This window comes from Streptococcus mitis (assembly GCF_901542415.1).
Lineage (GTDB): Bacteria > Bacillota > Bacilli > Lactobacillales > Streptococcaceae > Streptococcus > Streptococcus mitis_BL.
On record NZ_CABEHV010000004.1, the window covers coordinates 1209788 to 1230389 of the forward strand.

A 20602-nucleotide genomic window follows, 5' to 3' on the forward strand; every position below is an offset into this window, starting at 1 on the left:
ACTCAAACCTGATAGGATGCGTTTTTATCATTTTGAAACCTTTTGCCCAACCTCATTCCCCTTCTTGATTCCGTTTGAGTGAAAAATGGTCTGGGACGGGGTCCTTACCTGTTTTCGACCAGGGGTGGCAACGTAAAATCCGAGCCAAGCCCATCAAGACACCCTTGAAGCCATGTTTTTCAATAGCCTCAATCATATAGTTTGAGCAGGTAGGCTCAAAGCGACAAGAGGGTGGAAAGGCTGGTGAGATAAACCGTTGGTAAAAGCGCACAGGCGCTATTAAAATTCGTTTCATTATTTCTTGGTTACAGCCATGGTGTGTAGTTGGCTGATTTCTTTTTTGTTAAGACGACGGGATTCGCCTGGACGGAGTCCTGTCAAGTCTAGATGTCCAAAACGGGTCCGTGACAACTTGTCCACTTGGAGACCGACAGCTTCAAACATCTTTTTAACCTGGTGGTTACGCCCTTCATGGATGGTCAACTGCACCACAGAGCGGTTTTTAACTGGATCCACTTTGAGAATCTCATAGACAGCCGGCTTGGTTTTCTTACCATCAATCTCAAGTCCACGGGTCAAGGGGCGGAGATTATCCTTATTGGCCACACCTTTAACACGCGCGACATAAACCTTGTCAATCTCATTACGAGGGTGAATCATCTCATCTGTAAAATCCCCGTCATTGGTCAAAATCAAAACACCGGATGTATCCCAGTCCAAACGACCTACAGGGTAGATGCGCTCTTTCACGTTGGGCAAGAGGTCCACAACAGTCTTGCGACCCTTGTCATCTGTCACACTGGAAATCACACCGCGTGGTTTGTTAAGCAGATAATAGACCTTTTCTTCGTTGTAGATAGGTTGACCTTCAACTTCGACCTTGTCGCCTGACTTGATAGTCGTTGCTAGTTCACGTACCACTTGGCCGTTAACCGTCACCAAGCCTTGCTTGATCAGCTCTTCTGCTTTTCTCCTACTGGCCACACCTGCGTGGGCAATATACCTATTGATTCTCATCTTCTTCTATCCTTTCACCAAATAATTGGCTTTCTTGGGCTTGAATCTCAAGCTCATCAATCACTGGTAATTCTTCTAAATGGTTTATCCCCATGTAATCTAGGAAATAATCCGTAGTCACATAGAGGTTGGGGCGCCCCAACACTTCTTTTTTCCCGTCTTCTTTGATTAGGTCAAAAGCCTGTAACTTTGCCAAGGCCCCACTCGAGTTGACTCCACGGATGGCATCAATTTCTATCCGTGTGATAGGCTGCTTATAGGCAATGATGGACAAGGTCTCAAGGGCAGCCCGAGATAAACTCTGGTTGATAGGTGCCTTAGAGTATTCCTTCAAAATCTCTGCAAATTGAGGCTTGGTCACCAATCTATAAGCACCCCCTGTCTCAATCAGAGCCAAACTGGAATCTGGGGCCTTTTCATACTTCTGGGCTAATTTTTCTAAACTCTGTTGGATGCCTGTCGGTGGCAGAGAGAGGAGTTCAGCTAACTGGCGGACCCGAATCCCATCTTCACCCGCTACAAACAAGAGCGCTTCTATTTTTGCTAAAGTACTCATCTTTCCTCTCTATCAAGTCTAGCTTTGGGCCACTTGACTTTCTTCCTTCTTTTTCATGAGATAGATATCTCCAAAACTCTCCTCTTGCACGAGGGTCAGCTCCTGGGTTTTGATTAACTCCAAGGTTGCCAAAAAGAGGGTAATGATCTCTTGGACATTCTGGGCTTCCTTGAACAAATCCTGCAAGCACAATTGAGCTCGTCCAGTCAAGGACTCTTTCACGATAACCATCATGTCCTCAATCTTATACTCATCCCGCAAGATAGTCGTGTGATTCTGTGCAAACTCCTCTTTTTTCTTGGCTAGGATATTTGAAAAAGCCAAAAAGAGGTCAATGGTCGTCTTGTCATGCACAAGCTCCGCATCTTCGTAAATCAACTCTGTCGGCGCTTTGGAATAGTGCTGGGCCCGTTCTTGGTGCTTGGCTTCCAAGTGCTCACCCAAGAGCTTGAACTTGCGGTATTCTTCAATTTGGGAGAGAAGATCCTGCTCTAGGTCATCTTCTAAATTTGTCACTTCTGCTACCTTTGGCAAGAGCTTGCGGCTCTTAATCAGCATGAGCTGACTGGCCATGACCATGTACTCGCCCGTCACTTCCAGACGCATGGCCTGCAGGGTTGAGACATAAGCTAGATACTGTTCGATAACTTCCGTAATGGGCACATCGTAGATATCCATCTGGTACTTAGAAACCAGGTGCAAAAGCAAGTCCAGGGGCCCTTCAAAATCTTTTAATTTAATATCCATTATCTATATTTTTCTAAGGTCAGGACTGTTTTTAATCCTAATTTTTTTGCAATTTCGTACAAATCGACCTTGTTTTCAATTTGTCGTAGAATGAACTGTTCCCGCAAGGCTTGGGCTGATAAGGCTGGAAAACCTTTCTCCTTGACAAAAGCTTCTAACTGACGAAAGGCCCACTGACGGGAATAGGCTTTCCCTCCCCTTTCAAAGAGATAGGTCTGCCCCATCAAGGGTTCCAATTCTGAAAGCAAGGTCGTGGGAATGGTGACAATCCTCTGTTGGGAAGCCTTATTGATTCGCAGCACCTGAAAATCCAGATTGATATCTGCAACATTAAGGGCTAAAATCTCACTCGGCAAGAGCCCCATTTCTAGGATTAAGAGCGCTAGCAAGCGACCCTCTGGATAGTCACTTTCTTGCCAAAAAGAGTCTAGGTCTAACAGTTCTGGCTTTTCGGTCTTCTTTTCAGCTTGTTTAGCTAATTCCAAACGGTAAAAGCTGTCCACTTCTCCTGTTTGATAGAGAAAGTAGAGAAATTGATTACAAGCCGAAATCTTTCGCTTCTGGGCGCTGATTTTTAGATTGGCTAGCTGTCCTTGGTAAATCTTGAGACTGGTCTCAGAAATCCGCTCGCCTACAATGTCTAAAAATTGCTCCAGATCATACTTATAGGACTGCTTTGAATTGACAGACAAGCCCTGCTTTTCTTCTAAAAAGGCTGAAATCCTATCTCTCATTTGCATCGAATCTCATATTCCTTACTAAAGTCATGCAAGAGGGCATTGACTGCCTTGAGGATAGACTTGCGCGTGATAATCCCTTGGAAAATACCAGACGCATCCACAACCGGCAAGAAGGACTCATCTACCAGCTTGTGCAAGACCTCTGTAATAGTAAAATCAGGCGAGACGACCGCTACGTCCGTTCTCGTCATATGAACGATATCCGTATCTGCCATAATTTCTTGACTCAAATCATGCTCCATCTGATAAGCCATAATATCTCTGAGCCCAATCGTCCCAACAAACTGTTTTTCATCTGTTACAACAGGAACACGGGTATAGGTCATCTGACTGAGCAAGAGGGTCGCATGATCCGCATTGTGGGTATCAATCAACACAGCTAGATTTTCAGCAGGGGTCAAAAAGGTTTCCTCCTGCCCCAACAAGAAAGTCTCAAACTCCTTGGCAATCATCGGCTAAACTCCTTGGACAAGCCCGGATACACCTCATGGTTTCGTGTTAAAAAGTCCACTTTGAAATAACTATCATCAATCTCCACACGAGCATAGAGACATTCTCTGATAGTCCCACGTGGTTGACTGATGGAACCTGGATTTAGAAAAAGAGTCTTTCCTTCCATCCAAGCATTTGGCACATGCAAGTGACCATAGAGACAGATATCGGCCTCTTCTTCCTGAGCCCAGTAGTCCAACTTTTGAAAGTTGAAATTGATGTCAAACAGGTGTCCATGGGTTTGGATAATCTTGGTCGAACCAAGCTCGGTCACCAAACGTTCTGGGTAGCCGGCGTAGAAGTCCATGTTCCCTTTAACAACACGTATGCCTTCCCAAAGGGGAGAATCAGGACGCAGTTCAGAATCGCCGTTATGAAAAACGGCATCAACTTTGCCTACATAGCGATCACGGATTTCTTCCACAATCAAGCTATCGCCATGAGAATCGCTCATTACAATGATGGTTTGCTTTGCCATGATGGAAATACCTCCAAAAGTTTCTTAACGGCTAAGGCACGGTGAGATTGACTATTTTTTTCTTCAAGGGTTAATTCAGCTGATGACTTGCCTGTCTCTCCTACAAGGAAGAGAGGGTCATAGCCGAAGCCATTTTCACCCTTAGGTTCAAAGTTAATGTAGCCTGGCCAGTCTGCTTCAACAACCAAACTTTCCTTGTTTGGACTGGCTACGACTAGGGTTGTATGGAATTGAGCCGAACGATCCTTGAGTTCAAAGACCATGGCCAATTCGTGCAAGAGTTTGGCATTGTTTTCACGGTCAGTAGCTCCCACACCTGCGAAACGAGCTGACCAGACACCTGGCAAGCCACCAAGGACATCAACTTTAAGTCCAGAATCATCTGCCAAAACCATCTTGCCCGTTAATTGAGAAATGGTTTCTGCCTTGAGGCGGGCATTTTCTTCGAAGGTCATACCTGTTTCTGCTACTTCAGGCAAGTCAGGATAGTCATTAAGATTTTCCACATCGTAGCCTAACTTATCAAAGATAGCTCGGAATTCCTTGGTCTTGCCCTCGTTACGAGTCGCAATCAATAAGGTTTCTCTGACCTTGTTTGTCTCAAAGAAATCATGAACATTGACCCCTTCTTTAGGCAATTCCACATGCAGGAGTTGCCCATTTTCAACCAAGAGTAAAGCCCCCTGACGTTGGATGACTTCCACATTTCGCCCCATTTCTTGGTTGAGGATATCTACCACAAAAGACAATAAACGGTAGAGAGAACCATAGCGTAAAACAGTAACAGAAACAGGAAAACCTCGATCCTTATCTCGAAATCTTTGGGCAAACTCCAATAGAGGAAAATCCAAGTCATCATCCGTCAACGTCCGAACGCCACCAAAAATACCATAGGACCCGACATACCAGTCCTGTTCATCCTTATATTCATAAATTTTATTTGTCATAATTCTACATGCTCCACATGAATCTCTTTTTCCAGCCATTCTTCACCAATTTGTGCAAAACTTTGGCTGCTGGCTGTTGTGTAAAAACGGTGATGAAGTGTTCCAGCATCGCGACCACGATTGATTTCAAAATAATTAAGTAAGACTGAGATATCCCGTACGCACTCTGCCCCACTATCAATGAGCTGAACCTTGGGCCCCATGACATTTTGAATAATAGGTCTGAGCAGTGGGTAATGGGTACAGCCCAAAATCAGGCTATCTACCTTTCCAACCAAGGGACGCAGAGTTTCATAGACCACTTTCTTGGTAACACTGGTTGACAGGGCACCCGACTCCACCAAGGGAGCAAACTTGGGACAAGCCAAGCTCTCCACCTGTAAGTCCGGATCCAGATCGTTGATTTTCTGACGATAAATGTCAGATTGGACCGTCATGGGCGTTCCAATCACTCCGATTTTCCCACCTTGGCTGGACTTGATGGCTGCCGAAGCTCCTGGTAAAATTACACCTAGGACGGGAATATCTAGTTGAGCCTTGATTTCTTCCCAGACGACCGCAGTCGCAGTATTACAAGCAATGACAATCATCTTGACATCCTTGGTCAAAAGAAAGTTGACCAACTGCCAAGTATATTCACGAATTTGCTCAGCAGGACGGGGCCCGTAAGGCGCCCGTGCCGAATCTCCAATATAGACGATTTCTTCATGGGGAAGTTGGCGCATGAGCTCGCGCACAACGGTCAAGCCCCCGACACCCGAATCCAAAAAACCAATTGGTCGATTATCCATACAGTCTTCTTTCTAGTCTTTTTTCTGATTGATAGTTCATTATGATTACCGTTCCTTATGAACTGAATAACAGCCTAATCAATAACTATCTCTCTTAATCATAATCAAATATCAATAGAATGCAAGGAAAAAGTCTCATCCCTAAACATAACTAACATAGTGAGAAGTCTGGAACTTTCATCCCAGACTTTTCCTTATTTATTTTTTCTTTTTATTGTTAGCAAGGGCTGCCTTTTGTTGGCGGATGATTTGGTGGTAAACTTGTTGTACCTTAGCTTCGCTTGGTTTTTGACCATTTGCACTCAAAAGAGTACGAACTGCTTCAGCATTCAAACGTGGGTTGTCAGCGAATTCTTTTTCAATTTGCTTACGAACCAAGTACATTCCTCCAAGAGCTCCTCCTAGAAAAGCTAGCACAATCAATACAATTGCTAAAAGTAAATCCATCATATTTCTCCTGTTTCTTTTTGAGTCCCTTTCATTATACCACAAACTAGCCACCCTGACTAGTTTGTTTTACGCTTTCAGGGATGGAATAGACAGCAAAAAGAACCCTGCTTTTCTGCAAAAGAGGGCTCCTTACTGAGTTTAATTTACATAGATAGCCAGTGTTTGATAGGGTTTGAGTAGAATTTTTTCAGACACTTCTGCATCTTCATAGTTTGAAAGCAAAATCTGTCCATTTTGGTAGGCTAGAGGTAAGTCGATTTCCACTTCTGTGCCATAAAAATTATTGAGCACTAGTAACTTTTGATCCTCATACTGGCGTTCAAAAGCATAGACTTGTTTGCTATCTTCAAAGACTGGTTTGTAACTTCCTTCTGATATGATAGGCATTTCTTTACGAAGTCGAATCAAGTCTTGGTAGAAGGTGAAAATCGGGCCTTGGATTTCATTTTCTACATTGATGTGAGGGTAGGATTTTCCTGCCTTGAGCCAAGGTGTGCCTACTGTAAATCCTGCATTTTCCGAAGAATCCCACTGCATGGGAATTCGTGAATTATCACGCGACTTAGCCTGAATAATCAGGAAGGCTTCTTCCTGACTCTTCCCTTCCTCTAAGAGCATCTGATAAGCATTGATCGATTCGACATCCACATAATCAGCCATCGAATCATAGTCTGGGTCAATCATCCCGATTTCCTCCCCCATATAAATATAAGGTGTTCCACGAGAATTTCTATTTGTAGATTTTGCAAAGCGTAAGAAATAAAAGACTGAGACACTGGATCTCAGCCTTTTTCTTTATCCTAAAACCAATTCATCACTAACTAGACTTTGGCCACTATTTTTCTGGAAGAGATGCATGAGATCTTCAACTGTCAGATGCTTTTTTTCCTCTCCCTTGACATCCACCACTATCTTACCCTGATAGAGCATGACGAGGCGATTGCCGTACTCAATCGCATGATTCATATCGTGGGTAATCATCAAAGTCGTCAATTGATGGTGTTCCACAATCTTTTGCGTCAAGTCCATCACCATTTGACTCGTTTTCGGATCAAGTGCCGCAGTATGTTCATCCAAAAGCAAAAGTTTAGGTTTCACCAGAGCTGCCATGACTAGGGTCAAGGCCTGTCTTTGTCCTCCTGAGAGATATTGAGTATCTACTTTTAAGCGGTTTTCAAGGCCAATATTCAGCTCTTTCAAGGCTTCTTGGAACTGGATTCTATCCTTCTCCTTCACGCCCCAACCAAGCCCTCTCTTCTGCCCGCGTCTCAAGGCAATAGCCATATTCTCCTCAATCGTCAAACGAGAAGCTGTTCCCATCTTAGGATCTTGAAAAACACGGGCAATATCCTTGGCTCTCTTTCTTACACTCAGATTTTTAATAGATTTGCCTGCCAGTAGAAGGTCCCCTTGATCCACCGATAGATTACCAGCCAAGATATTCATCAAAGTGGATTTCCCTGCTCCATTTCCACCAATTACAGAGATAAAATCTCCCTCTTCAACCTCTAAATCTAATCCTTTGAGGACATGGTTCTCATTGACCGTCCCTGCTTCAAATGTTTTGTGAATATTTTCAAGTGTTAACAAACTTGCCATAACTTTCTCCTCCTATTCATTTCTCAATTTCAGACCACGAATCTTTAATCTCTTTTGCAATTCTGGTGCAAATAAAACTAAGGCGAGCAAAATTGCATTAAAGAGACGTACCAAGTTTTGATCTAGATTTGGAATTTCATAGATATTTAAAATAATCAAACGGTAAACAATTGCACCAATTCCGATAGATAACAGGCGACCTCCAATGGTCAAGTCGTGAATCAAGACTTCCGCAATAATCACTGCACTCAAACCAACAACAATAGTTCCTGTCCCAGAAGTTACATCCGAAAATCCATCATTTTGGGCAAACAAGGAACCACATAGGGCAATCAAACCGTTTGAAATCATGTAACCAACAATCTTCATGGTGTCTACATTGACCCCATTGGCCTCACTCATCGGAATATTGTCCCCAGTCGAACGCAAGACCAAGCCAATCTCTGTTTTCATCAAAAGAGTCAAGACCAAACAAACAAGTAAGAGACAGGCCAAACTGAATGAGAAAACAGCTTCTTCATTTGTCAGTCCCAAGCTAGCCAACTGTTTAAAGACGGTTGAAGAATCTCCCAAGGAAAGATTAGGCACGCTTCCCATGATTTTAATATTGATCGAATAAAGTCCTGTCAAGGTCACAATCCCTGTCAAGAGAGCTGGGATTTTCATCTTGGTGTGGAGCATTCCTGATACAAGACCTGCTACCATACCTGCCAGCAAAGCAAGTAAGGTCGCAATCCAAGGATTTGTCCCTGCCTGTATCTGAGATACGACGACAGCCGCCCCCAGAGGAAAGGCTCCCTCAGCAGTCATATCCGCAATATCCAAAATACGGAAAGTCAAGTAGACCCCAATCGCCATAATCGACCATAGCAAACCTTCTGATAAACTAGATAATACAAAATTCATCTTAAACCTCCTTATTCCTTGCCTTCTAACTTACTAATATCAATTCCCAATACTTCTGCCATTTCTTGATTGGTATGCAATTCCAGTTTTTCAGGCAACTCAACTGCTATATTTTCTGGCTTCTCACCTTTTAAAACACGAATCAGCATGCGAGCTGTCTGTCTTCCCAATTCTTCGTAATTGGTTCCGTAGTTATACAAACCACCCACAGCAATCATTTCTGTTGAACCACCGAATACTGGAACCTTGTGTTTAATAGAAACCTGCTTGACTGTTTCCATGGTTGATGAAATGATATTATCCGTTGGGACAAAAACCATATCCACCTCTGCCATCAAGCTTTCTGCTGCCGCCTTGACGTTGTTACTGTCCAAGATTGTTTTTTCAACAACGGTAAAGCCTTTTTCTTCCAAAAGGCGCTTAGCTTCATCCTTTTGGACAACTGAGTTTGGCTCGCTCTGAGTATAGAGAATTCCAATCGTTTTAGCTTTTGGCAACACTTTCTTTATCAAATTGATTTGGGTTGAAATGGCATCTGATGACTGATCGCTTGTCCCAGTTACATTGCCCCCAGGATGCTCTCTTGACTCAACCAACTTGGCACTGACAGGATCTGTTACCGCTGAAAAGATAACAGGCGTCGTTTGTGTTGTATTGGCCAAACTCTGAGCAGAAGGCGTTGCGATAGCTAGAACGACATCACTAGATTCTGCTAGTTGCTGGGAAATCGTTTTAAGATTTCGTTGTTCTCCTTGTGCATTTTGCAAATCAATCTCAATATTTTTCCCCTCAACATAGCCTTGTTTGGCCAGCTCATCCACAAAGCCTTCTCTGGTAGCGTCTAGAGACTGGTGGGTAATAAATTGTGAAATACCGATACGAAATACATCTTTTTTCTTATCTGCCTTCAACTGATGCAAACTGATCAGAGAGGTCAAGAGAATCGCCACTACCAAGAGGGGTGCTAGTAATTTTCGAACAACTTTCATAATGAAACTCCTTCTCAGAAAAGATAAAACAAAAAACCGCCTAGATACTATCTAAACGGATGCTTGAAATAATCTAACAAGTTACAACTTAGCTAGTCCATTTAGATATTCATCTATATGGACCACAATCAAAAATCTTAGCCACATAGATACAAACAAATTGCTTGAACTGTTTGCATCCATGGTGACATGTCTACAAACACTATCTAAAGTAGCTAAAGTAAAAGTTTTGATTCATCGTTACAGCTTGTCTCTTATTCATTTCTTTTTCTGCTTTCTTTTTTGATGTTTCCTATCTTACCACCTTTTTCATCACCTGTCAAGAATATTTCAGAATTTTTTAAAATTTTTCGAAAATTCTTTCATAATTCTTTCAATTCTTTTAGGATAATTTCAAAGATTTGCCCATTAGACAAAATAGAACGATTTGAAGACTTTTATGGTATTCAGTTGTACTAGAGTTTTTTAAAAGTGTTTTGATGGCTTGTATTTCTTCTTTGGTTGATTTCATATCACTATTATATAATGCATTTTGATTTTAGTGTAGTATTAAACTGACTCTTGGCAGTCGGACAAAAAATCGACAGTTATTTTATACTGTTTAAAACCAATAGTCAATACGATAATCTCTTTACTTTTCGGTTATCAACTCTGTAGATTGCTAACATATCCAAAATAAGCTAAGTATCCCGAGGATAGGCAGCAGAAATGAATTATTTATACTCTGGATACCACTTCAAATCACGAACTGCTTTGGCCATATCTGTTTCCTTAGCGCGTGCAAGACCTTGCTCTTGTGCTTTTTTAGCGACTGCTTCTGCTACTTTAATAGAAACATCTGCTACATACTTGAATGGTGGCAAGACAGGAGCTCCTGGTTGGCCTGGATTGACAATACCACTCAATGAATGCGCCGCTGCTCCAATCATTTCATCAGTCAAAAGACTTGCTTCAGAAGCCAGCATACCTAGACCAAGACCTGGGTAAATCAGGGCATTATTTGCTTGACCAATCACATAGTCTACACCTTTATAAGAAACCGTATCAGCAGGAATTCCTGTTGCGACAAAAGCTTTGCCATCTGACCATTCAATCAAATCTTTGGCACTAGCTTCTGCCAATTTAGTTGGATTTGACAAAGGGAAGATCATTGGACGTTCTATGTTTTCACACATAGCTTCTACTATTTCTTTAGTGAAGGTATTAGGCTGAGTTGAAGTTCCTACAAGAATGGTTGGCTTCACAGTCTTCACTACTTCAAGCAGGTCAGTCAACTTATCTGCGTTACTAAAGTCAGCACGTTTCTTAGCAAATGGTTTTTGCTCTGGTGTCAAGTCATCCATGTCATCAAAGAGAAGACCTTGTTTATCAACCATAAAGAAACGTTTATAGGCTTCTTCTTCAGAAAGACCTTCACTTACCATTTCACGAAGAACACGAGAGGCAATTCCTGCACCCGCAGTACCACCACCATAGCAGAGATAAACTTGATCTGTTAATTTTTCACCACTAATATCCAGCGAACCAAAGATACCACCCAAGGTAACGATTCCTGTACCTTGAATATCATCATTAAAGGTCGGAATTTGTTTCCGGTATTTTTCAAGAATATTGGCAGCATTCAAGCGGCCGAAGTCTTCCCAGTGAAGGTAGAGTTTAGGAAAGAGACGTTCTGCTGTTTGAACAAATTGGTCAATGAAGTCGTAGTAACGATCTCCGCGGACCCGTTCGTGACGATTTCCTAAGTAATTAGGATTGTTACGAAGTTCTTCACGGTTAGTCCCTGCATCAATGACTAAAGGAAGGACCATCGAAGGATCGATTCCAGCAGCACCTGTATAGACCATCAATTTCCCAACAGAAATATCGACACCATTTGTTCCCCAGTCGCCAATTCCAAGGATTCCTTCTGCATCTGTTACAACAATGAGACGAATCTCGCGACCCCCGGCAGCGTTTTTCAAAGTAGCTTCAATATTTTCAGGATGATTAATATCAAGATATCCCGCATATTGGGGATCTACAAAAAGATCACTATAGCCCTCAATCGTATCTGCAATGGTTGGATCATATACAATTGGATTGAATTCTTCCAAATGTTGAGAAAAGAGGTAATAGAAAAGAGTCCTGTTGGTATTAAAAATTTTCATTAGGAAAAGACGTTTTTCCAAGTTATTGGCTTTTGTTTGCATTTGTGTATAAGTTTGCGCTGCTTGTTCTTCAATCGTTTGAACATACGGTGGCAGTAAACCAATAAGGCCTAGTTCCTTTCGCTCCTCTAAGGTAAAAGCAGTACCTTTATTGAGGAAAGGATTGTTTAAAATATCATGTGCAGTCATAGTGCAAGCTCCTTTTTACTTATATTATACCACATGAAACGAATTGTTCGTAAAACGTTGTTGTTTAAATAATACAATTGTATACGCATATGTTATAAATTTCTGAACTCATCAAACTCTCGATGATCTCTCTTTACTAAAAGTTTCGAGTAAAATAAACCAATCATACAAATTGACAATCCTAATTAAAATAAATATCATCTAGGTATGTTATGTAATACTTTGTATTTTTTAAGGTGTTTTTTGTCATATAAAACTTGTATTCTATTTATATGACAACTAAAAACTATTTACAACAATATATTTCCCAAAAAGTGAAATATTTTCGAACACAGAATAAAATGAGCCAGGAAGAACTTTCGGAACAAGCTGGACTCGGGCTTAAGTATATCAATCAACTTGAAAACCAAAATGTGAATCTGACCATTCACAGTCTTGAAAAAGTGATTGACGCCCTAGAAATAACCCCAGAGGAATTTTTCAATTTTGATAGCCTTGAATCAACCTCTGATAAGAGTGACAATCTTTCACTCAAAAGAATCAACATGAAGATTAAACAGCTCCCTATTGATAAACGAGAAAAAATGTTGGTCATTTTTGAGAGTATCTTAGATAATCTTTGAGATCCCTGACTCACTTACATTTTAACTGGTGAATACTCGTATAGTCAAATTGTAGGATACGGATAAAAATTATTTATCTGCTGTTTTCCACTTATTTTCCTTCTCCAACTAATGAAAGTGAACCCATATGAATTTAAAAGATCTACAATATTTTTATGACCTCTGCCAGCTTCAATCCTATACGGAAGTAGCAAAACAACATAAAGTCAGCCAACCATCTATTTCTTATGCTATCAAGCGCTTAGAGGAATCCTTTAACTGCAAATTGATTCACCATGACCCCTCGCATCGTTCCTTCAAGCTAACTCCTCAAGGACAAATCCTTCTAAAGCATACAGAACTGATTTTACCTGAGGTCATTTCTACTCGCAAAGAAATTAATCGCTCCTTGGCACAATACTCTACTGTAGGATTCCCTCATATTATCATTCAGTATCTCTTTGCTGCCTTAAACGAAAAAGATAAATTCGATTTTTTAAAAAAGATACGCCCTATCCGCGGTGGCTCCGTAGAGTTATTAAACCTTCTCCTTAAGGGAGACCTTAATGCAAGCCTACTCGGTTTAATTGAACCTCTCAATTATCCTTCAATAGAGACACACGAGCTATTTCATAAAGAACTGTATGTCGTTTTATCTAAGAACCATCCTTTTGCCACTGCTCCTTCCCTCGCTTTTGAAGAATTAGCAGATCAATCCTTTATACTCTTAGACGAACACTTTGTTCACCTGAAAGCTTTTGAAACGCTTAATCAAAAGTATCAAAACAAGGCAGAAATATTCTTTAAGACTGATGACATTGCCATCCTTAAAGAACTTTTAAAGAAAGGGATTGGCCTTAGTTTACTAGCTGATATCGCACTTTCTGAGGAAGATGATGATTTAATAAAAATTCCGCTTATACCGAAGGATAAGATAACTTTTACAGTTTATTACGCCTACCTTAAATCAGCTACACCGTCATCAGAAGTAGAAGCCTTATTTAATCTCCTTAAATCATATGAATAGAAAAAACTCTAACTATCAATGAACTGATAGCTAGAGTTTTTTACATTGTAGATATTAGACTCAATGAAAATCAAAAAGCAAACTAGGAAGCTAACCTCAGGTTGCTCAAAACACTGTTTTGAGGTGGCAGATAGAGCTGACGTGGTTTGAAGAGATTTTCGAAGAGTATTAGAATACAGTAGATTGAAGCTAGAGTAATACGCCGCGACTTCTAAACCTTTTCTAGAAATTAATTTGACTTTCCGAATCGAGTTGTTCAGATTTTATTTCATCTCACTATAATTCAATGGTTTTCTAAGAATTCTATTTCTTTCGAAAATTCTTTCAGAACGCTTTCAAAAGTTTTTCAAATCAGTCCAACAAAAAAGGTTTATAATTTCCATAAAAGTTGACATGGAAATTATAAAACCATTATTAGTTTAGTCCTTTTTGATAACGTGCCAATTCGGCTTGGTTAGCCCAAACATAGTGACCTGGACGGATTTCTACCATAGATGGCTTATCAGTCTCATAGTCGTGTTGACTTGGGTCGTAAACCTTCAAGACCTTCTTGCGTTCCAAGATTGGGTCTGGGATTGGTACCGCTGAAAGCAAGGCTTGAGTATATGGATGAATTGGATTGTTAAACAATTCTTCTGTTTCTGCAACCTCTACAATAACACCCTTGTAAATAACCGCGATACGATCTGAAATAAAACGAACGACAGACAAGTCATGGGCGATAAAGAGATAGGTCAAGCCAAGTTCTTTTTGGAATTTTTTGAGCAAGTTCAAGACTTGTGCACGAACAGAAACGTCCAAGGCTGAAATGGGCTCATCCGCAATAACAAAGTCTGGTTGCATGACCAAGGCACGGGCAATACCGATACGTTGACGTTGACCACCTGAAAACTCATGAGGGTAACGAGTCAAGTGCTCAGCAAGAAGACCTACTTCACGGATAATATTTTGAACTTTCTCTTTACGTTCTTCTTCATCCTTAAATAAACGGTGATTGTAAAGACCTTCAGAAATAATATAATCAACAGTGGCACGTTCATTCAAACTTGCCGCAGGGTCTTGGAAAATCATCTGGATACGACGAATCAATTCTGCAGCTTGTTCACGCGATTTCTTACCATTAATCTTTTGACCATCAAAAATGATATCTCCATTACTTGTGTCATTTAGACCAATGATGGCACGACCAATAGTTGTTTTCCCACTACCTGACTCACCTACAAGCGAGAAAGTTTCCCCCTTGTTGATAAAGAAGTTAGCATTTTTAACCGCGACAAACTTCTTACTTCCTTCACCGAAGGAAATTTCTAAATCTTTGATTTCTACTAATTTTTCAGACATTTCCTTCCTCCTAGTCAGCCAGATGGGCAAATCCCATTTTTTCACGGATCTTATCATGGAGATTTGCAATCACAGCTGGTTTTTCTACTTTTGGAGCATCCTCATGAAGTAGCCAAGTTTTAGCCCAATGTGTCTCTGATACTGAGAATTGAGGAGCTTTTTGTTCGAAGTCAATCTGCATTGCATAGTCAGAACGCAAGGCAAAGGCATCCCCTTTCAGGTCAGTATAAAGTGACGGAGGTGTTCCTGGGATTGAGTAAAGATCCCCTTTATCATCAGCAAGCTGAGGCAAGCTAGACAAGAGACTCCATGTATATGGATGGCGAGGGTCATAGAAGACTTCCTCAACAGTTCCATACTCAACGATTTCTCCTGCATACATAACCGCTACCTTATCCGCAATACTTGCTACCACACCAAGGTCGTGAGTGATAAAGATTGTTGTGAAATGGTACTCGTTTTGTAAAGATTTCAGCAAATCAATAATCTGTGCTTGGATGGTCACATCCAAGGCAGTTGTTGGCTCATCACATATCAAGACATCAGGTCGGCAAGCAAGGGCAATGGCAATAACGATACGTTGACGCATTCCTCCAGAATATTGGAATGGGTATTCATCAAAACGTCTATCTGCGTCTGGAATCCCAACCTTATTCATGTAGTCAATGGCCAATTCTTTCGCTTCTTTAGCTGTTTTTCCTTGGTGTTTTACAATAACTTCTGTAATCTGACTACCAATTGTTTTAATTGGGTCCAAACTAGTCATTGGATCTTGGAAGATAGTCGCAATCTTAGCCCCACGAATTTGTTCCCAATCTTTATGAGAAGATAAAGCTGTCAAATCTTGACCACGGTAGTCAATACTACCTTGGGCAATGCGACCATTTTCTTCAAGCATACCTGTGAAAGTCTTTGTCAAAACAGATTTTCCTGATCCTGACTCACCTACCAAGGCTAATACTTCTCCTTCAACTAGTTCAAGGGAAACGCCTCGAATGGCTGTCAATACTTTGTCACGAACGTCAAATTCCACGACAATATCGCGAGCAGTCAAAATTACATTTTTTTCTTTTGTCATTTCTACTCCTATCTATGTGTACGTGGATCACTAGCATCCGCTAAGTTTTGACCAACTACGAAAAGGGACAAGGATACCAAGACAAGAGTTGTCAATGGAATCCAGAACAAGTAAGCATTTGTTGTTACGTTTTGTGAATAATCTGAAATCAAACGCCCCAAACTTGGCACGGTAATCGGTAATCCAAGACCGAAGAATGACAAGAAGGCTTCGTATGAGATAAAACTTGGAAGCATTTGAGTCATGGTCGTCACAATAACAGATACCAATTGTGGCATAATGTTTTTGGCAACAATCTTCAAGGTTGGTGTTCCCAAAGTACGTGATGCTAAGTTGTATTCCAAATCACGATAGCGCAAAATTTGCACACGGATCATAAAGGCAATCCCAATCCATGTTGTCACACTCATGGCAAAAATCAGATTCCAGAATCCAGCTCCGATTGAGTAAGTCAAGACAATGACAATCAAAAGAGATGGGATGTTTGAGATGACGTTATAGACTTCCATCATCACGCGGTCAACTGATTTTGAAATTCCCCAAATACCACCGACAAAAACACCGATAACCAAGTTAATCACTGTCGCAATCACAGAAATGAGGATAGAGTTACGAGCTCCGAACCAGACACCGTCAAAAAGAGATTTACCGTTACTGTCTGTACCGAACCAATGCTCAGCATTTGGCTTGATATAACGAGCACTAAAGTCGTTTACCTTGCTGACATCATTGAAATCAAACTTAGAAAACATTGGGTAGATGAAACTCATCAAAATGATAGCTACCAAAATTCCCAGCATGACTACAGTTGATTTTTTCTTCATAAATTGTCTAAACACTGAGCCCCAGTATGAATAGGCTGGCGCATCAATGGCTTCAGAGGCAAAATCGTCACGTTTTACGAACTGAAATTTTTCTTTATCGATTGTAGACATTATTTGCCTCCTTTCTCAGTCAATTTAATACGTGGGTCAATAATAGTCATCCAAATATCTCCTAAAAGAAGTGAGAAGATAGAAATACATGTAAAGATGAAGACAAGACCAACGACCATAGAGTTATTAGATGCTTTTACAGAGTCAATCAACATTTTACCCATACCTGGGAAAGCGAAGACTGTTTCAGTAAGGGTTGCACCACCGATAACCCCGATAACAGCACCAGGAATTCCTGAAACCAGCGGAACCATGGCATTTTTAAAGATGTGTTTGTTTGAAATTTCTTTTTCAGACAAACCTTTTGCACGAGCGAAACGAACAAAATCTTGAGATTGCAAGTCAATCATGTAACGACGAATCCAAATAGCTGTACCAGGAGCACCCAACAAACCAAGGATAACTGCTGGTAAAACATACGAACGCCAATCTCCAGCACCCAAGATAGGGAATGAATCTGGCAAGCCGATTGAAGAACCAGCCAAACGGATAATATAAACCAAGGCAATTGTTGGAAGAGCCATCAAGAAGGTCAAAGCCCCTGTTGAGAAGCTATCAATCCAAGTGTTCTTGAAGCGAGCCATAGCTGAACCAAGTGGCACAGCAATCGCATAAGAAATCACCAAACCGATCAATCCAACGACAGCAGAGCTGGCAATCATAGAAGGATATTGGTAATTGCTTTCCGTAGCTGTATAAGGGTCATCTTTTCCGTAGTTGGCTACTTCACGAGAGTCAGCCTGACTAGGTGATTTGTAGGTTCTTGAGTAAATATTTACAGAAGAAGTTTTCTTACCTGTTGGGAACTGAACTTGAGATGTTTTTGTTTGTCCTTGTCCCTGAGTAATAACCTGTAAAACAGGGCTATTAGCATAGGTTGGATAAGAGTCACCTAAATTAATGTTCACAAAATTTTGATGCACAAATGGGAACTGACTGTTGAAGTACAAGAGATATTTGTGTTTAGTTCCTGAACCGACCAAGGACCATCCGATAGCTGGATCGTTTTCGAAACGAAGGTAACGTTTCAAGTCTGGATTTTCAGGGTCTTGAATTTTATTTGTATGGTCAATGTCAATCAAGTTAGCATAGAATTTGAAAACACGTTCAAAAATCGGGATTTCACGCGTAGCGTAGAATTGGCCACTTTCAGTAAATTCTCCCAGGGTCCAACCATGACCGATTTGTTTGATGTATTTTTCATAGATAGCCTTGTTTGTGTCATTCGCTTCAACGGTTACAGAAGCATCCATCTGGCTAGCTTTTTCTTGCAACTCTTTGGTATCGTAGTACTCGATATAGCCCATACGCTCATAAACAGTATTCTCATAGTTATCACGTTTATCAGCAGTTGTCGCAATCTTGTTATAGTTGGTATCCTGTTTGAAAATCAATTTTCGAGGAACCATTGTATAGATAATCGTGTAAGTCAAGGTTGTTACTAAGAAGATAGAAACCAATGACCGCAAAACACGCATAAAAATATATTTTTTCATATCATTTCCTTTAAAAATCCCAAAAGAACCTTCTCCTCATGGAGAGAAAGTTCTATTGAAAATTATTTACTTCACATGACTTGCCAATTCTTTTTGAGCTTTCTCGTTTGACTCAGTCTTTTCTTTCAACCATTTTTCACGAGCTTTTTCATACTCTTCTTTGGTGATTGCTTTTTCACCAACTTCAGTGTACTTCAAGTATCCTGAATTTTCACCTTTAAGGCCGGCTACTGAATATGAGGAGCTAAATGGTAGAACTTTTGAAACATATGAAACGGCTGTTTCTTTAGGAGAAGCCATTACTGGAATTGTCAAAGCATTGTCAGTCAACCAAGCTTGTGCTACCGCGTATTTTTCATAACGTTTTTGAACATCTTGGTTTTCGCTGTTTGCGTCATCAAGTAATTTTCCATAGTCAGCTAAACCAAGTTTGCTTACTACTGATGCATCTGTGTTTTGGTCAATACCAAGGTAAAGACGAGTACTTCCTCCCTTAAGGACGAATTGATCCAAGAAAGTAGAAGGATCTTGATAGTCAGGGTTCCATCCTAGCAAGGTATGGATATCCCAGTCTTGTTCTTTAGCTGTTGGAGCGCTAAATGAAATTGGTAAAGCTTCTGCTTGAGTCATTTGTTGTAAGTCTACAACAACATTATCTGAACCCAATACTTTTTCAATTGATTGTTTCAATGATTGAACACGGTTTACAACCGCTGTTGATTCTTGGATAACCAAGGCATCCAAGTGGATTGGGAATTCAACACCGTCAGCTTGTAGGCTTGATTTAGCTTTAGCAAAGACTTCTTTAGCTTTTTCTTCATTGTAAAGTCCATTTTGAGAATCTGCTAGAGACACGTTTGACCAAGTAGAAGAATTTGTCTTAGCCAAGCTATCTTGTACCAATTCACCAAATGTTTTCTTACCAACTTGAAGATTATAAGGTGCAAACGTATTACGGATGGCTACTGCAGCTCCATCAGTACCATTTGTTTGAGCTGAATAAGAATTGCGATCGACCGCAAAGTTCAAGGCTTGACGGAATTCTTTATTTAGCAATGCTTTCTGAGTAGATGTCTTTTGGGCATCACTTGTTTTGGCAGTGTGGTTATAGGTTGTACGGCCATAGTTCAAGCTGACAGTTGCAACACCCGCACCTGGTTCGTTAAAGTAAATGTTATCTTTGAAGTCGGCTGCATATTTTTCATATGTAGAACTTGTAGGGAAGATACGAGCCTTGCTATATTGACCATCGGCAAAACCTTTAGCAATCACATCTTGGTCCTTACCATCCCAGAAAGTGAACTTAACGTTCTCAATTTTTACATTTTCTTTGTCCCAGTAAGCATCATTTTTAGCCATCTCGATAGATGATTTTGGAGTTACAGATTTTAAGACAAATGGACCGTTATAAAGAATAGAGTTAGCATCGGTTGGGGCACCAAAACCTTCCCCTTTTGAAGTTAAGAATTCTTCATTAACCGGCATCAAAACACCACTAGTGGTCTTGTCATTCCAGAAAGTTTCTGGCTGGTTCAAGGTATATTCTAGTGTTTGATCATCAAGCGCTTTTACTCCAACGGTTGAAAAATCGCTTGTTTCACCCTTGATATAGGCTTCTAATCCCTTAATAGAAGAGCTAACGATTGAAAGTCCTTTTGATTTTCCATCTACGGCGTGTTTCAAACCAGTAACGAAGTCTTTAGCAGTTACAGGAGCGTATTCTTCTCCCTCTGCTGTAACCCATTTAGCATCCTTACGGATTTTATAGGTATAAGTCAAACCATCTTTTGAAACTGTCCATGATTCAGCAATAGAAGGAACCAAGTTACCATATTTATCATTAGCCAACAAACCATCTACAGCATTTGTTGTGACGAATGATGTTGAATCGATATTGCTGACGATATAATCCAAGGTTTCTGGATCTGTTTGATAAACATATTGGTAATCTTTTGCTAGTTTAGCATTATTCGAACTAGTGTTTGAACACGCAGCTAGAACTCCTGACGCTAATAAGGTAGCTCCCGCTACAGCAAGCACTTGACTTTTTTTCATTTATTTACTCCTCTTAT

Annotated in this window: 21 protein-coding genes and 2 pseudogenes; 2 read left to right on the forward strand and 21 right to left on the reverse strand. The window is 40.6% G+C overall.

Going from position 1 to position 20602, the window contains the following annotated elements; translation table 11 throughout:
- Positions 1 to 52: 52 nt before the first annotated feature.
- From yidD to FQT24_RS06355, 16 genes and pseudogenes are all read right to left on the reverse strand, one after another.
- Positions 53 to 295, reverse strand: a complete 243-nt coding sequence (yidD, locus tag FQT24_RS06280; protein ID WP_024057384.1) for a membrane protein insertion efficiency factor YidD — start codon at positions 293 to 295, stop codon at positions 53 to 55.
- On the reverse strand, positions 295 to 1017 hold the full coding sequence (locus FQT24_RS06285; protein ID WP_143952497.1) for a pseudouridine synthase: 723 nt from the start codon (positions 1015 to 1017) through the stop codon (positions 295 to 297). Before FQT24_RS06285 ends, yidD begins: the two co-directional genes overlap by 1 nt.
- Positions 1004 to 1573, reverse strand: a complete 570-nt coding sequence (gene scpB / locus FQT24_RS06290; protein WP_143952498.1) for an SMC-Scp complex subunit ScpB — start codon at positions 1571 to 1573, stop codon at positions 1004 to 1006. Before scpB ends, FQT24_RS06285 begins: the two co-directional genes overlap by 14 nt.
- Positions 1574 to 1591: 18 nt before the next feature.
- The gene (locus FQT24_RS06295; protein WP_143952499.1) at positions 1592 to 2320 is read right to left on the reverse strand and encodes a segregation/condensation protein A; all 729 of its coding nucleotides are present in this window, start codon (positions 2318 to 2320) and stop codon (positions 1592 to 1594) included.
- Positions 2320 to 3054 carry a site-specific tyrosine recombinase XerD gene (gene xerD / locus FQT24_RS06300; RefSeq protein ID WP_313769916.1) on the reverse strand — a complete coding sequence of 245 codons (735 nt, stop codon included), beginning with the start codon at positions 3052 to 3054 and terminating at the stop codon, positions 2320 to 2322. The genes FQT24_RS06295 and xerD overlap by 1 nt, the downstream gene beginning before the upstream one ends.
- Positions 3051 to 3512, reverse strand: coding sequence for a cyclic-di-AMP-binding protein CbpB (gene cbpB, locus FQT24_RS06305; protein WP_004260968.1), 462 nt, complete (start codon positions 3510 to 3512; stop codon positions 3051 to 3053). Before cbpB ends, xerD begins: the two co-directional genes overlap by 4 nt.
- Complete coding sequence (locus tag FQT24_RS06310; protein WP_143952501.1) at positions 3509 to 4030, reverse strand: metallophosphoesterase; 522 nt, start codon at positions 4028 to 4030, stop codon at positions 3509 to 3511. The genes cbpB and FQT24_RS06310 overlap by 4 nt, the downstream gene beginning before the upstream one ends.
- Positions 4006 to 4977, reverse strand: a complete 972-nt coding sequence (locus FQT24_RS06315; RefSeq protein WP_143952502.1) for a nucleoside-triphosphate diphosphatase — start codon at positions 4975 to 4977, stop codon at positions 4006 to 4008. The genes FQT24_RS06310 and FQT24_RS06315 overlap by 25 nt, the downstream gene beginning before the upstream one ends.
- Positions 4974 to 5768 (reverse strand): glutamate racemase, encoded by a 795-nt coding sequence (racE, locus tag FQT24_RS06320; protein ID WP_143952503.1) that lies wholly within the window; start codon positions 5766 to 5768, stop codon positions 4974 to 4976. Before racE ends, FQT24_RS06315 begins: the two co-directional genes overlap by 4 nt.
- A 198-nt stretch (positions 5769 to 5966) precedes the next feature.
- Positions 5967 to 6215 (reverse strand): YneF family protein, encoded by a 249-nt coding sequence (locus FQT24_RS06325; protein ID WP_000364990.1) that lies wholly within the window; start codon positions 6213 to 6215, stop codon positions 5967 to 5969.
- 141 nt (positions 6216 to 6356) lie between these two features.
- Positions 6357 to 6944 (reverse strand): annotated as a pseudogene (locus tag FQT24_RS06330) (alpha-amylase family glycosyl hydrolase); the annotation flags it as partial.
- A 69-nt stretch (positions 6945 to 7013) separates the two neighbouring features.
- Entirely contained in the window at positions 7014 to 7817 is an 804-nt protein-coding gene (locus FQT24_RS06335) for an ABC transporter ATP-binding protein (RefSeq protein WP_125409757.1), read from the reverse strand.
- Between the two features lie 12 nt (positions 7818 to 7829).
- Positions 7830 to 8723, reverse strand: coding sequence for an ABC transporter permease (locus FQT24_RS06340; RefSeq protein WP_001012085.1), 894 nt, complete (start codon positions 8721 to 8723; stop codon positions 7830 to 7832).
- A gap of 11 nt (positions 8724 to 8734) precedes the next feature.
- On the reverse strand, positions 8735 to 9712 hold the full coding sequence (locus tag FQT24_RS06345; protein WP_143952505.1) for an ABC transporter substrate-binding protein: 978 nt from the start codon (positions 9710 to 9712) through the stop codon (positions 8735 to 8737).
- 391 nt (positions 9713 to 10103) lie between these two features.
- A pseudogene (locus FQT24_RS06350) lies at positions 10104 to 10223 on the reverse strand (IS630 family transposase); the annotation flags it as partial.
- A 202-nt stretch (positions 10224 to 10425) separates the two neighbouring features.
- Positions 10426 to 12051, reverse strand: coding sequence for a malolactic enzyme (locus tag FQT24_RS06355; RefSeq protein ID WP_143952506.1), 1626 nt, complete (start codon positions 12049 to 12051; stop codon positions 10426 to 10428).
- A 272-nt stretch (positions 12052 to 12323) separates the two neighbouring features.
- Between FQT24_RS06355 and FQT24_RS06360 the strand changes: the two genes are divergently transcribed.
- Both FQT24_RS06360 and FQT24_RS06365 read left to right on the forward strand, forming a co-directional pair.
- Entirely contained in the window at positions 12324 to 12674 is a 351-nt protein-coding gene (locus FQT24_RS06360; RefSeq protein WP_000208711.1) for a helix-turn-helix domain-containing protein, read from the forward strand.
- 127 nt (positions 12675 to 12801) lie between these two features.
- Positions 12802 to 13680 carry a LysR family transcriptional regulator gene (locus FQT24_RS06365; protein WP_143952507.1) on the forward strand — a complete coding sequence of 293 codons (879 nt, stop codon included), beginning with the start codon at positions 12802 to 12804 and terminating at the stop codon, positions 13678 to 13680.
- Between the two features lie 414 nt (positions 13681 to 14094).
- On the opposite strand, the gene FQT24_RS06375 is transcribed toward FQT24_RS06365, so the two are convergent.
- The 5 genes from FQT24_RS06375 to FQT24_RS06395 all read right to left on the reverse strand — a co-directional run bounded on the left by FQT24_RS06375 (position 14095) and on the right by FQT24_RS06395 (position 20585).
- On the reverse strand, positions 14095 to 15021 hold the full coding sequence (locus FQT24_RS06375; RefSeq protein ID WP_001291293.1) for an ATP-binding cassette domain-containing protein: 927 nt from the start codon (positions 15019 to 15021) through the stop codon (positions 14095 to 14097).
- Between the two features lie 10 nt (positions 15022 to 15031).
- Positions 15032 to 16099, reverse strand: a complete 1068-nt coding sequence (locus tag FQT24_RS06380; RefSeq protein WP_000159550.1) for an ABC transporter ATP-binding protein — start codon at positions 16097 to 16099, stop codon at positions 15032 to 15034.
- A gap of 8 nt (positions 16100 to 16107) precedes the next feature.
- Positions 16108 to 17034, reverse strand: coding sequence for an oligopeptide ABC transporter permease OppC (gene oppC, locus FQT24_RS06385; protein WP_000103691.1), 927 nt, complete (start codon positions 17032 to 17034; stop codon positions 16108 to 16110).
- Positions 17034 to 18530: an ABC transporter permease gene (locus FQT24_RS06390; RefSeq protein WP_004260571.1), complete on the reverse strand. Its 1497-nt coding sequence runs from the start codon at positions 18528 to 18530 to the stop codon at positions 17034 to 17036. The genes oppC and FQT24_RS06390 overlap by 1 nt, the downstream gene beginning before the upstream one ends.
- A 66-nt stretch (positions 18531 to 18596) precedes the next feature.
- Positions 18597 to 20585: a peptide ABC transporter substrate-binding protein gene (locus FQT24_RS06395; protein ID WP_143952508.1), complete on the reverse strand. Its 1989-nt coding sequence runs from the start codon at positions 20583 to 20585 to the stop codon at positions 18597 to 18599.
- Between the last annotated feature and the right edge of the window lie 17 nt (positions 20586 to 20602).

Excerpts from the sequence above, each read along its gene's own strand:
- FQT24_RS06310 (WP_143952501.1), bottom strand. The coding sequence starts at position 4,030 with ATGGCAAAGCAAACCATCATTGTAATGAGCGATTCTCATGGCGATAGC.
- racE (WP_143952503.1), bottom strand. The coding sequence starts at position 5,768 with ATGGATAATCGACCAATTGGTTTTTTGGATTCGGGTGTCGGGGGCTTG.
- FQT24_RS06365 (WP_143952507.1), top strand. The coding sequence starts at position 12,802 with ATGAATTTAAAAGATCTACAATATTTTTATGACCTCTGCCAGCTTCAA.
- FQT24_RS06315 (WP_143952502.1), bottom strand. The coding sequence starts at position 4,977 with ATGACAAATAAAATTTATGAATATAAGGATGAACAGGACTGGTATGTC.
- FQT24_RS06325 (WP_000364990.1), bottom strand. The coding sequence starts at position 6,215 with ATGGATTTACTTTTAGCAATTGTATTGATTGTGCTAGCTTTTCTAGGA.
- FQT24_RS06380 (WP_000159550.1), bottom strand. The coding sequence starts at position 16,099 with ATGACAAAAGAAAAAAATGTAATTTTGACTGCTCGCGATATTGTCGTG.
- cbpB (WP_004260968.1), bottom strand. The coding sequence starts at position 3,512 with ATGATTGCCAAGGAGTTTGAGACTTTCTTGTTGGGGCAGGAGGAAACC.
- FQT24_RS06285 (WP_143952497.1), bottom strand. The coding sequence starts at position 1,017 with ATGAGAATCAATAGGTATATTGCCCACGCAGGTGTGGCCAGTAGGAGA.
- FQT24_RS06395 (WP_143952508.1), bottom strand. The coding sequence starts at position 20,585 with ATGAAAAAAAGTCAAGTGCTTGCTGTAGCGGGAGCTACCTTATTAGCG.
- FQT24_RS06360 (WP_000208711.1), top strand. The coding sequence starts at position 12,324 with ATGACAACTAAAAACTATTTACAACAATATATTTCCCAAAAAGTGAAA.
- FQT24_RS06345 (WP_143952505.1), bottom strand. The coding sequence starts at position 9,712 with ATGAAAGTTGTTCGAAAATTACTAGCACCCCTCTTGGTAGTGGCGATT.
- scpB (WP_143952498.1), bottom strand. The coding sequence starts at position 1,573 with ATGAGTACTTTAGCAAAAATAGAAGCGCTCTTGTTTGTAGCGGGTGAA.
- FQT24_RS06375 (WP_001291293.1), bottom strand. The coding sequence starts at position 15,021 with ATGTCTGAAAAATTAGTAGAAATCAAAGATTTAGAAATTTCCTTCGGT.
- FQT24_RS06335 (WP_125409757.1), bottom strand. The coding sequence starts at position 7,817 with ATGGCAAGTTTGTTAACACTTGAAAATATTCACAAAACATTTGAAGCA.
- oppC (WP_000103691.1), bottom strand. The coding sequence starts at position 17,034 with ATGTCTACAATCGATAAAGAAAAATTTCAGTTCGTAAAACGTGACGAT.
- FQT24_RS06295 (WP_143952499.1), bottom strand. The coding sequence starts at position 2,320 with ATGGATATTAAATTAAAAGATTTTGAAGGGCCCCTGGACTTGCTTTTG.
- FQT24_RS06355 (WP_143952506.1), bottom strand. The coding sequence starts at position 12,051 with ATGACTGCACATGATATTTTAAACAATCCTTTCCTCAATAAAGGTACT.
- xerD (WP_313769916.1), bottom strand. The coding sequence starts at position 3,054 with ATGAGAGATAGGATTTCAGCCTTTTTAGAAGAAAAGCAGGGCTTGTCT.
- FQT24_RS06390 (WP_004260571.1), bottom strand. The coding sequence starts at position 18,530 with ATGAAAAAATATATTTTTATGCGTGTTTTGCGGTCATTGGTTTCTATC.
- FQT24_RS06340 (WP_001012085.1), bottom strand. The coding sequence starts at position 8,723 with ATGAATTTTGTATTATCTAGTTTATCAGAAGGTTTGCTATGGTCGATT.
- yidD (WP_024057384.1), bottom strand. The coding sequence starts at position 295 with ATGAAACGAATTTTAATAGCGCCTGTGCGCTTTTACCAACGGTTTATC.